Origin of the sequence: Pseudomonas sp. XK-1, from assembly GCF_038069885.1 — a bacterium.
Taxonomy (GTDB): domain Bacteria; phylum Pseudomonadota; class Gammaproteobacteria; order Pseudomonadales; family Pseudomonadaceae; genus Aquipseudomonas.
In genome coordinates, this window is the sequence record NZ_JBBPES010000002.1 from 348,513 (window position 1) to 361,909 (window position 13,397).

Below are 13,397 nucleotides of genomic sequence, written 5' to 3' on the forward strand. Positions count from 1 at the left end.
AAGGAAGGCTGTTGCATGCCGCAGGTAGATCCCGAACTGTTCGACCGTGGCCAGTTCCAGGCGGAGCTGGCGCTCAAAGCCAGCCCCATCGCCGCATTCAAGAAGGCCATTCGTCGTGCCCACGATGCCCTCAATGCACGCTTCAGGGCCGGTCGCGACGTGCGCCGCCTGGTCGAGGATCGCGCCTGGTTCGTCGACCAGATCCTGCGCGAAGCCTGGGATCGCCTGTCCTGGAGCGCGGATGCTGATATCGCCCTGCTGGCGGTGGGCGGTTACGGCCGCGGCGAACTGCACCCTTACTCGGATATCGACCTGCTGATCCTGCTGGACAGCAACGACCACGAAACCTTCCGCGAGCCGATCGAGCGCTTCCTCACCCTGCTCTGGGACATCGGCCTGGAAGTGGGGCAAAGCGTGCGTTCGGTGGACGAATGCGCCGAGGAAGCCCGCGCCGACCTGACGGTGGTCACCAACCTGATGGAAAGCCGCACCATCGCCGGCCCCGAGCGCCTGCGCCAGCGCATGCAGGCGGTCACCAGCACCGAGCAGATGTGGCCGAGCAAGCATTTCTACCTGGCCAAGCACGAAGAACAGCGCGCCCGCCACGGCAAATACAACGACACCGAATACAACCTGGAGCCCAACGTCAAAGGCTCGCCAGGCGGCCTGCGCGACATCCAGACCATTCTCTGGATTGCCCGCCGCCACTCCGGCACCCTCAACCTGCACGCCATGGTCAACCAGAGCTTTCTTCTGGAAAGCGAATACGCCCTGCTCGCCGCCAGCCAGGAGTTTCTCTGGAAGGTGCGCTACGCCCTGCATATGCTTGCCGGCCGCGCCGAAGACCGCCTGCTGTTCGACCATCAGAGCCGGGTCGCGGCCCTGCTTGGCTTCGAGGACAGCGACCCCAAGCGCGCCATCGAACGCTTTATGCAGAAGTACTACCGCGTGGTCATGGCCATCGCCGAACTCAGCGACCTGGTCAACCAGCACTTCGAAGAGCAGATCCTGCGCGCCGGCGAAGTCGGCCCGGCCAGCCAGCTCAACAGCCGCTTCCAGCTGCGTGACGGCTATATCGAAGTGACCCACCCGAACGTATTCAAGCGCACCCCGTTCGCCATCATGGAAGTCTTCGTGCTGATGGCCCAGCACCCGGAGATCAAGGGCGTGTGCGCCGATAGCATCCGCCTGCTGCGCGAGCACCGGCACCTGATCGACGACGACTTTCGCCGCGATATTCGCAATACCAGCCTGTTTATCGAGCTGTTCAAGAGCCCCCAGGGCATTCACCGCAACCTGCGGCGGATGAACCGCTATGGCATCCTCGGCCGCTACCTGCCGGAGTTCGGCCATATCGTCGGGCAGATGCAGCACGACCTGTTCCACATCTATACGGTCGATGCCCACACCCTCAACCTGATCAAGCACCTGCGCAAGTTCAAGTGGCCCGAACTGGCGGAGAAATTCCCCCTGGCCAGCGAACTGATGGAGACCCTGCCCAAGCCCGAGCTGATCTACCTGGCCGGGCTCTACCACGATATCGGCAAGGGTCGTGGCGGCGACCACTCGGAACTCGGCGCGGTGGATGCCGAAGCCTTCTGCGCCCGCCATCAGTTGCCCAACTGGGACTCCAAGCTGATCGTCTGGCTGGTCCAGCATCACCTGATGATGTCCACCACGGCGCAGCGCAAGGACTTGTCCGACCCCCAGGTGATCTTCGATTTCGCCCGCCTGGTTGGCGATCAGACTCGCCTGGATTACCTCTACGTGCTGACCGTGGCCGATATCAACGCCACCAACCCCAGCCTGTGGAACTCCTGGCGTGCCAGCCTGATGCGTCAGCTGTATACCGAGACCAAGCGCGCCCTGCGCCGCGGCCTGGAGAACCCGCTGGACCGGGAAGAGCAGATTCGCCTGACCCAGAACAGCGCCCTGGACATCCTGGTACGCAGCGGCATCGACCCGGACGATGCCGAGCAGCTCTGGTCGCAGCTGGGCGACGACTACTTCCTGCGCCACAGCGCCGAGGATGTGGCCTGGCACTGCGACGCCATCCTCCAGCACCCGGAAGACGGCGAGCCGCTGGTGCTGATCAAGGAAACCACCCAGCGCGAGTTCGAGGGCGGTACCCAGATATTCATCTACGCCCCGGACCAGCACGACTTCTTCGCCGTGACAGTAGCGGCCATGGCCCAGCTCAACCTGAACATTCACGACGCGCGGATTCTGACCTCCACCAGCCAGTTCACCCTCGACACCTATATCGTGCTGGAAGCGGACGGCAGCTCGATCGGCAACAACCCGGCGCGAATCAAGCAGATCCGCCAGGGCCTGGTCGACGCTTTGAAGAACCCCGACGACTACCCAACTATCATCCAGCGTCGGGTCGCCCGTCAGCTCAAGCATTTTGCCTTCGCGCCTCAGGTGACCATCCACAACGACGCCCAACGCCCGGTGACCATCCTCGAACTGACCGCCCCGGATCGCCCCGGCCTGCTGGCACGGATCGGTCGTATTTTCCTCGACTTCGACCTGTCGCTGCAGAACGCCAAGATCGCCACCCTGGGCGAGCGGGTGGAAGACGTGTTCTTCGTCACCGATGCCCACAACCAGCCGTTGTCCGACCCGGAGCTCTGTACCCGCCTGCAGGAAGCCATAGTGCTGCAGCTGTCGGATGACCCCGGCAAGAAAAGCGAAAACCAGCCCATTACCTTCTGATCACCGCCGCTTGACGCGACAAGCGGCAGGCCGGCCACCACCGGCAGCCGCGCGCAGTATCCAGGAACCCAGCATGAATAACGCCCTGCAGCAGTTACAGCCCTACCCCTTCGAAAAGCTTCGCGCCCTGCTCGGTGGCGTGCAGCCGGCGGCGGACAAGTCGCCCATCGCCCTGTCGATTGGCGAACCCAAGCACCGTTCGCCGGCCTTCGTCGCCGAAGCCCTGGCCGCCAACCTCGACCAGCTTGCGGTATACCCGACCACCCTGGGCATCCCGGCGCTGCGCGAGGCGATTGCCAACTGGTGCGCCCGCCGCTTCGGCCTGCCGACCGGAGTGCTCGACCCGGCGCGCCACGTGCTGCCGGTCAATGGCACCCGTGAAGCGCTGTTCGCCTTTACCCAGGCAGTGGTGCAACGTGACGTCGACGGCCTGGTGGTCAGCCCCAACCCGTTCTATCAGATCTACGAAGGTGCAGCCCTGCTCGCCGGCGCACAGCCGCATTACCTGCCTTGCCTGGAACAACATGGCTTCAACCCGGATTTTGACGCGGTCAGCGATGACGTCTGGCAGCGCTGTCAGATCCTCTTTCTCTGCTCGCCCGGCAATCCGACTGGCGCGCTGATCCCGTTGCCGACGCTGAAGAAGCTGATCGCCCTGGCCGATAAATTCGACTTCGTGATCGCCGCCGACGAGTGCTACAGCGAGCTGTATTTCGATGAGGCCAACCCGCCGGCAGGCCTGCTGACGGCCTGCGCCGAGCTAGAGCGGCATGATTTCAAACGCTGCGTGGTGTTCCACAGCCTGTCCAAGCGTTCCAACCTGCCGGGCCTGCGCTCGGGTTTCGTCGCCGGCGACGCCGCCATTCTGAAATCCTTCCTGCTGTACCGTACCTACCACGGCTGCGCCATGCCGGTGCAAACCCAGCTGGCCAGCGTCGCCGCCTGGAACGACGAAGCCCACGTCAAAGCCAACCGCGACCTGTATCGCGAGAAATTCGATGCGGTGCTGGCGATTCTTGATGGCGTGCTGGATGTGCAGCGCCCGGATGGCGGTTTCTACCTGTGGGCCAGAACGCCGATAGACGATGAAACATTTACCCGCGAGCTGTTTGTCCGCGAGCATGTCACCGTGGTGCCCGGCTCCTACCTGTCGCGTAGCGTGAATGGCGAGAACCCCGGTGCCGGCCGTGTGCGCATGGCCCTGGTCGCGCCGCTGGCCGAATGCGTGGCCGCAGCCGAACGTATCCGCGACTTTGTGAAGGGCCTCTAAGCATGAGCAAAACCCTGTTTGGAATAAAAGCCTGCGACACCATGAAAAAAGCCCGCACCTGGCTCGACGAGCACGGGGTAAGCTACGTCTTTCATGATTACAAAACCGTGGGCATCGACCGTGAGAATCTGGAAAGGTGGTGCAACGAACATGGCTGGGAAATCATTCTCAACCGTGCAGGCACCACCTTCCGCAAGCTGGATGAGGCGCAAAAAGCCGACCTCGACCAGAACAAGGCGATCGAGCTGATGCTCGCCCAGCCGTCGATGATCAAGCGCCCAGTGCTGGATCTCGGCAACAAGACCCTGGTTGGTTTCAAGCCCGAGCGCTATGCCGCCGAGCTGGCCTGAACAACCCCCATTGAATTCGCGTTAAGGAAAGCAACATGACCACGACCCTCTTCAGCCTGGCCTTCGGCGTCGGCACTCAGAACCGTCAGAACAACTGGCTGGAAGTCTTCTACGCCCAGCCCCTGCTCAACCCGAGCAGCGAGCTGGTCGCCAAGGTGCTGGAAAAAGTCAGCTACCAGGGTGGCAACCAGGCCATCGCCATCAATAACAGCCAGGCCGGCGATCTGGCCGAAGCGCTGAAAAATGTCGATGCCGCCCAGTCCGCCCTGCTCACCCGCCTGGCCGAAAGCCAGAAGCCGCTGGTGGTCACCCTGCTCGCCGACGACACCGCACTGACCAGCACACCTGAGGCCTACCTCAAGCTGCACCTGCTGTCGCACCGCCTGGTCAAGCCCCACGGCCTGAACCTCACCGGCATCTTCCCGCTGCTGCCCAACGTGGCCTGGACCAGCCAGGGCGCGGTCGACCTCGGCGAGCTGGCTGAGCGTCAGCTGGAAGCGCGCCTGAAGGGCGACCTGCTGGAAGTCTTCTCGGTCGACAAGTTCCCGAAAATGACCGACTACGTGGTGCCGAGCGGTGTGCGTATCGCCGACAGCGCGCGCATCCGCCTGGGTGCCTATGTGGGTGAAGGCACCACCGTGATGCACGAAGGTTTCGTCAACTTCAACGCCGGCACCGCAGGCCCAGGCATGATCGAAGGCCGTGTCTCCGCTGGCGTATTCGTCGGCAAGGGCTCTGACCTGGGCGGCGGCTGCTCGACCATGGGCACCCTGTCCGGCGGCGGCAATATCGTTATTTCCGTCGGCGAAGGCTGCCTGATCGGGGCCAACGCCGGTATCGGCATCCCCCTGGGCGACCGCAACACCGTGGAATCCGGCCTGTATATCACCGCCGGCACCAAGGTGGCGCTGCTGGATGCCGACAACCAGCTGGTCAAGGTGCTCAAGGCCCGCGAACTGGCGGGCCAGCCCGACCTGCTGTTCCGCCGCAACTCGCAAACCGGCGCGGTGGAGTGCAAGACCCACAAGTCGGCTATCGAATTGAACGAAGCCCTGCACGCGCATAACTGATCTCAGGGATACCCGACCGTAGGGTGCGCCGTGCGCACCGAGCGTTTCACGCTCTCTGGTACGCATATCGCAGCCTACGTGCTCTTGTAGGATGGGTTGAGCATCGCGATACCCATCACGCTCATTATGGGTATCGCTGCGCTTAACCCATCCTACGGTCTCGATTGCCTGCCCATGCCTACCCACTCCCCCTGGCGCGCTGATTTCCCCGGCATTCTGGCCCTTGAGGCAGAAGGCCAGACCTATCTGGACAGCGCCGCCACCGCGCAAAAGCCCCGGGCCATGCTCGATGCCCTGCTCGGCTATTACACCGGCGGCGCAGCCAATGTGCATCGTGCCCAGCACCTGCCCGGCGAACGCGCCACCCGTGCCTTCGAAGCAACACGCGAGAAGGTCGCGCAGTGGCTGAATGCGCCTGGCGCAGAGCAGATCGTCTTTACCCGCAGCGCCACCGAGGCCTTCAACCTGCTGGCCTACGGCCTGGAGCAGCGCCTGCAGCCTGGCGACGAGATCGTCATCAGTGCCCTGGAGCACCACGCCAACCTGTTGCCCTGGCAACAACTGGCGCTGCGCCGTCAGCTCAAGCTGGTGGTACTGCCGCTGGACAGCCATGGCCTGATCGACCTCACCCACGCCGGGCAGCTGATCAGCTCGCGTACCCGCCTGTTGGCGGTCAGCCAGCTGTCCAACGTGCTCGGCTGTTGGCAGCCGCTGCAACCGCTGCTGGCCCTGGCAAAGGCGCAAGGCGCGCTGACGGTGGTCGACGGCACTCAGGGCGTGGTGCATGGCCGCCATGATGTGCAGGCTCTGGGCTGCGACTTCTATATCTGCTCCAGCCACAAGCTCTATGGCCCGGACGGCGTCGGCCTGCTCTATGGCCGCCCACAGGCCCTGGAGCAGCTGGCGCATTGGCAGTTCGGCGGCGAGATGCTGCTGCACACCGACTATGCCAGCGCCAGCTTTCGCGCCGCACCACTGGGCTTCGAGGCCGGCACGCCGCCGATTGCCTCGGTAATTGCCCTCGGGGCCAGCCTGGATTACCTGAACAACCTCGACGCCAGCGCCGTCAGCGCCCACGAGGCCGCCCTGCATGCCGAGCTGCAGGCCGGCCTGCAGCAGCGCCAGGGCATGCGCCTGCTTGGTACGCCCAACGTCGCCCTGGCCAGCTTTGTAGTCGAGGGCGTACACCACGCCGACCTCGCCCACCTGCTGAGCGAACAGGGCATCGCCGTGCGCGCCGGTCATCACTGCGCCATGCCGCTGTTGCATGGCCTAGGCCTGAGCGGAGCGATTCGCGTATCCCTGGGGCTGTATAACGACTCGGCGGACCTGCGGCGCTTCTTCGCCGCCCTGGATCAGGCTCTGGAGCTGCTGCAATGAGCCTGCCAGCCAGTGCCGAGCAGGCACTCGCGGCCTTCGCTCAATGCCCCGGCTGGGAACAGCGCGCGCGCCTGCTGATGCAATGGGGCGAACGGCTCGCCCCCCTCAGCGACGCCGAACGCTGCGAAGCCAACCGGGTACAGGGTTGTGAAAGTCAGGTGTGGCTGCTGGCCGAACGCGACGGCGCACACTGGCAATTTCGCGCCAGCAGTGATGCCCGGCTGTTGCGTGGCCTGCTCGCGCTGCTGCTGGCGCGGGTCAATGGCCTGGCACAGGCCGAACTGGCGCAGCTGGATCTGCCGGACTGGTTTGCCCAGCTCGGCCTGGCGCGACAGCTGTCACCCTCACGCAGCAACGGCCTGCAGGCCGTGCTGACGCGCATGCAGCAGTTGCTGGATGCCGCCGATCAGGGCGCGATCGACCACTGATCGGCGTTGCCGGAATACAGGGCCTGCTGCAGACGCTCCAGCTCACCGCTCTCGGCCAGGCGGCGCAGGCCGGCGTTGAATACCTCACGCAACTGATCGGCGCGAGCATCGTTCTTGCGAAATAGCAGGTGCAGCGGTTCAGTATTCAAAAGCCGCGGATGATGGGTGATGGCCGCCCGCGCTTCGGGAGTAAACAGTCGCCGTAGCATGGCATAGCCCACGGCCCGATCCTGCGGATGAAAATCCACACGCCCCAGCTCCAGCAGGCGAAAGCCGGTGTCTTCCTTGCCGCTCTGCTGCACCTGCAACTGCCCGGCCTGTAGCGCCGCATCGAATTGCGGACCATAGGAATAACCCAGGGTGGTGGCGATCCGGAAAGACTTGAGGTCTTCCACATGCTGCCAATCGAGCGTTCGGTCCTTGCGCTGGAACAGCACCACTTCGCCCTTCACCACCGCATCGCTGCAGGTACTGACACGCTGACGGGCTTTGTTGCAGATATATGGCATCACCGCATCCAGACTGCCTTGCTCGAGCATCAGCAGGTTGCGGTCCCAGGGGTAGTAGACGAATTCGACCTGATAACCCGCCGCCTCGAAGATATCGCGCACCAGCCGCGACAGGGCACCACCATCTTCGCTGCGCTGGTCGACATAGGGCACCCAGTCACCGGTGCCAACCCGTACTACCGGTTGGGCATGGGCACTGAGGCAAGCAGAAAGCACTGCAAACAGCAGTACAGAGCGCGGGATATGACGTAACACATGACGCAGCAGGGAAAACACAGCACACCTCAAAAGAGAATCACCAGCACATCCCTGCTGAACATCGACCGCAAGCGGTCACTGTTTAAATCTTAGCCAACATTATCATGTGCGGGCTGCCGCTCTGCCGGCCGCCGCGTACCGGCCACCAGTTTATCGACAATACGCGCGGCCGCGACCATGCCAAAGGTCGCCGTCACCATCATCACCGCACCGAAACCGCCGGCACAGTCGAGCTTGACCCCTTCACCGACAAAACCCTTGTACTGGCACACCGTGCCATCAGGCTTGGGGTAGCGCAGCTGCTCGCTGGAGTACACGCAGGGCACGCTGTAATTGCGCCCAGGCGTACGCGAGAAGCCATAGTCGCGGCGCAGGGTCGAGCGCACCTTGGATGCCAGCGGGTCATTCCAGGTCTTGTTCAGATCGCCAACCTGAATCTGCGTCGGGTCGATCTGCCCGCCCGCACCGCCGGTGGTGATCACCTGAATCTTGCGCCGCTTGCACCAGGAAATCAGCGCGGCCTTGGCGTTGACGCTGTCGATGCAGTCGATCACCGCATCCAGTTGCTCAGTGATGTACTCGGCCATGGTCTCGCGGGTGACGAAATCCGCCACCGCATGCACCACGCAGGCCGGGTTGATGCCGCGGATGCGCGCGGCCATCACCTCGACCTTGGGTTGGCCGACCGTGCTGTCCAGTGCATGCAGCTGGCGGTTGCTGTTGCTGACGCACACATCGTCCAGGTCGAACAGGGAGATCTCGCCCACCCCGGAGCGTGCCAGTGCCTCGGCCGCCCAGGAGCCGACGCCGCCGATGCCCACCACCGCCACATGCGCAGCCGCCAGCCGCTCGGCACCTTCGCGGCCATACAGGCGGGCGATCCCCGCAAAGCGTTGTTCATCCACAGGCATCTTCTCTCCTCGCTACCCCGCACCCGAGGCGGCGCATTATAGGAAGCCGCAGGCCACGACCCAAGCACTGTCTTGCCTGGCCCATGGCCAGCAGACCAATGGCGGGGCCTGCACCCGGCGAAACAGCCTGGCGGCGGCCCATTGCGGCCATTTTGCTTTAAGATGGCGACCTTTCCGCATGATGCCGCCTTGGAGCCGCAATGACCGCCATCGCCCCGACCCTCTCCCCGACCCTGGAGCTTGCCTGCGAGCTGATTCGTCGCCCCTCCGTCACGCCCCTCGACGAAGGCTGTCAGGAGCTGATGACGCGCCGCCTGGCCGCCTGCGGTTTCGCGATCGAACCGATGCGGATCGAGGAAGTGGACAATTTCTGGGCCAGCCACGGCAGCGACGAAGGCCCGGTGCTGTGCTTCGCCGGGCACACCGACGTGGTCCCCACCGGCCCGCTGCAGGCCTGGCAGCACCAGCCGTTCGACGCCCTGATCGATGAAGACGGCATGCTCTGCGGCCGTGGCGCGGCGGACATGAAAGGCAGCCTGGCGTCGATGATCATCGCCGTCGAGCGCTTTGTCGCCGAATATCCGAACCACAAGGGCCGTATCGCCTTCCTGATCACCAGCGACGAAGAAGGTCCGGCCCATCACGGCACCAAGGCCGTGATCGAACGCCTGGGCGCGCGGCGCGAACGTCTGGACTGGTGCATCGTCGGCGAACCCTCGAGCACCAGCCTGGTCGGCGACGTGGTGAAGAATGGCCGCCGCGGCTCCCTCGGTTGCACCCTCAGCGTGCGCGGCGTGCAGGGCCATGTGGCCTACCCGCACCTGGCCAAGAACCCCATTCATCTGGCCGCCCCGGCGCTGGCCGAACTGGCTGCCGAACACTGGGATGATGGCAATGCCTTCTTCCCACCGACCAGCTTCCAGATTTCCAACCTCAACGCCGGCACCGGGGCGACCAACGTCATCCCCGGCGAGCTGAAGACGGTATTCAACTTCCGCTTCTCCACCGAGTCCACGGTCGAAGGCCTGCAGAAGCGCGTCGAAGCCATTCTTGACAAACACGGCCTGGACTATCACCTGGAATGGGCGCTGTCCGGCCTGCCCTTCCTCACCGAGCCCGGGGCCCTGCTCGACGCGGTGGCCGCCAGCATCAAGACGGTCACCGGCCGCGACACCCAGCCCTCGACCAGCGGCGGCACCTCCGACGGGCGCTTTATCGCCACCCTCGGCACCCAGGTGGTGGAGCTCGGTCCGGTCAACGCCACCATTCACCAGATCAACGAGCGGGTACTGGCCAGCGACCTGGATGTGCTGACCGAAATCTATTACCAGACCCTGGTCAAACTCCTCGCATGAGCCTCACCTGCCCCATCTGCCAGGGAGCGCTAAGCGCCGTCGACAACAGCGTGGTCTGCCCGGCCGGCCATCGCTTCGACCGCGCACGCCAGGGTTACCTGAACCTGCTGCCGGTGCAGCACAAGAACAGCCGCGACCCCGGCGACAACGCCGCCATGGTCGAAGCGCGCCGACGCTTTCTCGATGGCGGCCATTACGCACCGCTGGCGGCACGCCTGGCCAAACTGGCGGCCGGCTACCAGCCGGCGCGCTGGCTGGATATCGGCTGTGGCGAAGGCTATTACACCGCGCAGCTCGCCGATGCCCTGCCCCAGGCGGACGGCTATGCCCTGGATATTTCCCGCGAAGCGGTCAAGCGGGCCTGCAAGCGTGCGCCCCAGCTGAGCTGGCTGGTGGCAAGCATGGCCCGGATACCCCTGGCGGACGCCAGCTGCCAACTGCTCGCCAGCGTATTCAGCCCGCTGGATTGGCAGGAGGCCAAGCGCCTGCTCGCCCCCGGTGGCGGCCTGCTGCGCATGGGCCCGACCCGCGAGCACCTGATGCAGCTGCGCCAGAAACTCTATGACGAGGTGCGCGACTACGATGATCAGAAGCACCTGGAACTGATCCCCGAGGGCATGCGCCTGGCCCATAGCGAAACCCTGAGTTTCAACCTGCAACTGGACAGCAGCCAGGCCCGCGCCGACCTGCTGGCCATGACCCCGCACGGCTGGCGCGCCAGCGCCGAGAAGCGCGCGGCGATGATAGCAGAACCCTGCGAAGTGACCGTTGCCATCCGCTACGACTGGATCGAGAGACTATGACCATGCGCCAACCGGATATCGAGATCTACCTGAAAGACGCCGACCACACTGCCATCGGCGAATGGCTGAGCCAGGCCCTGGGCAGCTGCACGCCCTGGCAGCAGAAGGGCCAGACCTACAAATGCCTGGCCGGTGAAGTACCCGTGACCTGGCTGCCCAAGGCCGTGGGCAAATGGCACAGCCTGTACCTGGAAAGCGACGCCACGCCCTGGGCCGACGACCTTGAATGCGCCCAGGCCGCCTTCGCCGCGCTGAATGTCGAAGTACGCTGCGCACCCGGCGGCTGGCAGGAAGAAGAAAGCGACGAACAGGCCGACCGCTGGATGCGCATCAGCGCCGATGGGGTAGAGGAAATCACCTGGCGTACGGGTTAACAACTGTCCCGTAGGGTGCGCCGCGCGCACCAGAAACCGCGGTCTATCCCTCAAAACAACAAAACCCCGCCTAGGCGGGGTTTTGTTTAACCGGGTGTTTACTTCTTGCCCAGTTTCTTCAGCTCTTCGTCACGCAGTTCGCGGCGCAGGATCTTGCCGACGTTGGTGGTCGGCAGCACGTCGCGGAACTCGACGGCCTTGGGCACCTTGTAGCCGGTGACATTGGCGCGCATATGCTCCATGACCTGCTCTTTGGTCAGGGTTTCACCTGGCTTGACCACCACGAAGATCTTGATCGCTTCGCCCGACTTCTCGTCCGGCACACCGATGGCCGCGCACTGCAGCACGCCCGGCAGGGTAGCCAGCACGTCTTCCAGTTCGTTGGGGTAGACGTTGAAGCCGGACACCAGAATCATGTCCTTCTTGCGGTCGACGATGCGCATGTAACCGTCTTCCTGGATCACCGCGATATCGCCGGTTTTCAACCAGCCTTCGGCGTCGAGGATTTCGTCGGTGGCTTCCTGGCGCTGCCAGTAGCCCTTCATCACCTGCGGGCCCTTGACGCACAGCTCGCCAATCGAACCCAGCGGCTGCTCGACGCCGTCGTCGTCGATCACCTTGCACAGGGTCGACGGCACCGGAATGCCGATGGTGCCGATCTGGATATTGCTGAACGGGTTGACCGAGGCCACCGGGCTGGTTTCGGTCATGCCGAAGCCTTCGCAGATCGAGCAACCGGTCACCTGCTTCCAACGCTCGGCGGTCGCCAGTTGCAGCGCCATGCCGCCGGAGAAGGTGGCCTTCAGGGTGGAGAAGTCCAGCTTGCGGAAGTCCTCGTTGTTGCACAGGGCAACGAACAGGGTGTTGAGGCCGACAAAACCGGTGAACTTGTACTTGGCCAGGTCCTTGGTCATCGCCGGCAGATCGCGCGGGTTGGTGATCAGCACGTTGTGCCCGCCAATCAGCATCATCGCCATGCAATGAAAGGTGAAGGCGTAGATATGGTACAGCGGCAGCGGCGCGATCAGCACTTCGCTGCCCTCGCTCATTTCCGCGCCCATCAGCGCCTTGACCTGGAGCATGTTGGCGATCAGGTTGCGGTGGGTCAGCATCGCGCCCTTGGCCACCCCGGTGGTGCCGCCGGTGTATTGCAGCACGGCAATATCACCGCTGCGCGGCGCGGCGTCCTTGACCGCCAGGCCACGGCCCTTGGCCAGGGCGGCAGTAAGCTTGATGGACTGCGGCAGGTTGTAGGCCGGCACCATCTTCTTCACGTGCTTGACCACGCTGTTGACCAGCAGGCGCTTGAGCGGCGAAAGCATGTCGCCGACTTCGGTGATGATGACCGTCTTGATGCCGGTTTTCGGCAGGACCTGTTCGGCCAGATGGGCCATATTGGCCAGGCTGACCAGGGCCTTGGCCCCGGAATCATTGAACTGGTGTTCCATTTCCCGCGCGGTGTACAGCGGGTTGGTGTTGACCACGATCAGGCCGGCGCGCAGGGCACCGAACACCACCACCGGGTACTGCAGAACGTTGGGCAGTTGCACGGCGATACGGTCGCCGGGTTGCAGATCGGTGTGTTGCTGCAGGTAGGCGGCGAAGGTGCCAGACAACTCATACAGCTCACCATAGGTAATGGTCTTGCCCATATTGCTGAAGGCTGGCTTGTCGGCGAAGCGCTGGCAGGACTCTTTCAGTACCACCTGAATATTCGGGTACTGGTCAGGATTGATTTCGGAAGCGATCCCCGCAGGATACTTATCCTTCCAAAAATTCTCGGTCATGGAAGCCCACTCCTCAGCAACAGCTTGATCTTCGCCGCATACAGGCGGCTGTTTATTGTATGTTTGCCCGCTCTAACCCACTCCATGGGGCAAAAAGCCGCCCGAGGGTAGCAGCTTTGCCAGGGAGCGACCAGTACCAGAGACAGGCTGCATGGTCACAAAAAAACCGGATCAATTGATCCGG

At 63.7% G+C, this 13,397-nt stretch carries 12 protein-coding genes; 9 read left to right on the forward strand and 3 right to left on the reverse strand.

What is annotated here, in order from left to right; all coding sequences use genetic code 11:
• Positions 1-15 precede the first annotated feature (15 nt).
• The 6 genes from WMW70_RS07300 (at position 16) to WMW70_RS07325 (ending at position 7,216) form a co-directional block, all read left to right on the forward strand.
• On the forward strand, positions 16-2,718 hold the full coding sequence (locus tag WMW70_RS07300) for a [protein-PII] uridylyltransferase (protein WP_341436850.1): 2,703 nt from the start codon (positions 16-18) through the stop codon (positions 2,716-2,718).
• A 73-nt stretch (positions 2,719-2,791) separates the two neighbouring features.
• Positions 2,792-3,988 (forward strand): succinyldiaminopimelate transaminase, encoded by a 1,197-nt coding sequence (gene dapC / locus WMW70_RS07305; RefSeq protein WP_341436851.1) that lies wholly within the window; start codon positions 2,792-2,794, stop codon positions 3,986-3,988.
• A gap of 2 nt (positions 3,989-3,990) precedes the next feature.
• On the forward strand, positions 3,991-4,338 hold the full coding sequence (locus WMW70_RS07310) for an ArsC family reductase (protein ID WP_341436852.1): 348 nt from the start codon (positions 3,991-3,993) through the stop codon (positions 4,336-4,338).
• Between the two features lie 35 nt (positions 4,339-4,373).
• Positions 4,374-5,408 carry a 2,3,4,5-tetrahydropyridine-2,6-dicarboxylate N-succinyltransferase gene (dapD, locus tag WMW70_RS07315; RefSeq protein WP_341436853.1) on the forward strand — a complete coding sequence of 345 codons (1,035 nt, stop codon included), beginning with the start codon at positions 4,374-4,376 and terminating at the stop codon, positions 5,406-5,408.
• 174 nt (positions 5,409-5,582) lie between these two features.
• A complete protein-coding gene (locus tag WMW70_RS07320; protein ID WP_341436854.1) occupies positions 5,583-6,788 on the forward strand; it encodes an aminotransferase class V-fold PLP-dependent enzyme in 1,206 nt (401 codons plus the stop codon).
• Positions 6,785-7,216 (forward strand): SufE family protein, encoded by a 432-nt coding sequence (locus WMW70_RS07325; protein ID WP_341436855.1) that lies wholly within the window; start codon positions 6,785-6,787, stop codon positions 7,214-7,216. The genes WMW70_RS07320 and WMW70_RS07325 overlap by 4 nt, the downstream gene beginning before the upstream one ends.
• Here WMW70_RS07325 and WMW70_RS07330 read toward each other — a convergent pair.
• Together WMW70_RS07330 and tcdA are read right to left on the reverse strand one after the other, a co-directional pair.
• Complete coding sequence (locus WMW70_RS07330) at positions 7,195-7,941, reverse strand: substrate-binding periplasmic protein (protein ID WP_341436856.1); 747 nt, start codon at positions 7,939-7,941, stop codon at positions 7,195-7,197. The two genes, WMW70_RS07325 and WMW70_RS07330, sit on opposite strands and share 22 nt — an antisense overlap.
• A 131-nt stretch (positions 7,942-8,072) precedes the next feature.
• Positions 8,073-8,894: a tRNA cyclic N6-threonylcarbamoyladenosine(37) synthase TcdA gene (tcdA, locus tag WMW70_RS07335; protein ID WP_341436857.1), complete on the reverse strand. Its 822-nt coding sequence runs from the start codon at positions 8,892-8,894 to the stop codon at positions 8,073-8,075.
• A 200-nt stretch (positions 8,895-9,094) separates the two neighbouring features.
• On the opposite strand from tcdA, the gene dapE reads away from it, so the two are divergent.
• From dapE to WMW70_RS07350, 3 genes are read left to right on the forward strand one after another with little or no spacing between them, the layout of a single operon-like run.
• Positions 9,095-10,249 carry a succinyl-diaminopimelate desuccinylase gene (dapE, locus tag WMW70_RS07340; protein ID WP_341436858.1) on the forward strand — a complete coding sequence of 385 codons (1,155 nt, stop codon included), beginning with the start codon at positions 9,095-9,097 and terminating at the stop codon, positions 10,247-10,249.
• A complete protein-coding gene (locus WMW70_RS07345) occupies positions 10,246-11,052 on the forward strand; it encodes a putative RNA methyltransferase (protein WP_341436859.1) in 807 nt (268 codons plus the stop codon). The genes dapE and WMW70_RS07345 overlap by 4 nt, the downstream gene beginning before the upstream one ends.
• A 2-nt stretch (positions 11,053-11,054) precedes the next feature.
• Positions 11,055-11,426, forward strand: a complete 372-nt coding sequence (locus tag WMW70_RS07350) for a hypothetical protein (RefSeq protein ID WP_341437047.1) — start codon at positions 11,055-11,057, stop codon at positions 11,424-11,426.
• Between the two features lie 98 nt (positions 11,427-11,524).
• Here WMW70_RS07350 and fadD1 read toward each other — a convergent pair whose 3' ends face one another.
• Entirely contained in the window at positions 11,525-13,213 is a 1,689-nt protein-coding gene (gene fadD1, locus WMW70_RS07355; RefSeq protein ID WP_341436860.1) for a long-chain-fatty-acid--CoA ligase FadD1, read from the reverse strand.
• Positions 13,214-13,397: the final 184 nt, after the last annotated feature.

Bases quoted from the DNA above. Each gene is read 5' to 3' on its own strand.
- WMW70_RS07300 (WP_341436850.1), top strand. From the start codon at position 16: ATGCCGCAGGTAGATCCCGAACTGTTCGACCGTGGCCAGTTCCAGGCG.
- dapC (WP_341436851.1), top strand. From the start codon at position 2,792: ATGAATAACGCCCTGCAGCAGTTACAGCCCTACCCCTTCGAAAAGCTT.
- WMW70_RS07310 (WP_341436852.1), top strand. From the start codon at position 3,991: ATGAGCAAAACCCTGTTTGGAATAAAAGCCTGCGACACCATGAAAAAA.
- dapD (WP_341436853.1), top strand. From the start codon at position 4,374: ATGACCACGACCCTCTTCAGCCTGGCCTTCGGCGTCGGCACTCAGAAC.
- WMW70_RS07320 (WP_341436854.1), top strand. From the start codon at position 5,583: ATGCCTACCCACTCCCCCTGGCGCGCTGATTTCCCCGGCATTCTGGCC.
- WMW70_RS07325 (WP_341436855.1), top strand. From the start codon at position 6,785: ATGAGCCTGCCAGCCAGTGCCGAGCAGGCACTCGCGGCCTTCGCTCAA.
- tcdA (WP_341436857.1), bottom strand. From the start codon at position 8,894: ATGCCTGTGGATGAACAACGCTTTGCGGGGATCGCCCGCCTGTATGGC.
- dapE (WP_341436858.1), top strand. From the start codon at position 9,095: ATGACCGCCATCGCCCCGACCCTCTCCCCGACCCTGGAGCTTGCCTGC.
- WMW70_RS07345 (WP_341436859.1), top strand. From the start codon at position 10,246: ATGAGCCTCACCTGCCCCATCTGCCAGGGAGCGCTAAGCGCCGTCGAC.
- WMW70_RS07350 (WP_341437047.1), top strand. From the start codon at position 11,055: ATGCGCCAACCGGATATCGAGATCTACCTGAAAGACGCCGACCACACT.
- fadD1 (WP_341436860.1), bottom strand. From the start codon at position 13,213: ATGACCGAGAATTTTTGGAAGGATAAGTATCCTGCGGGGATCGCTTCC.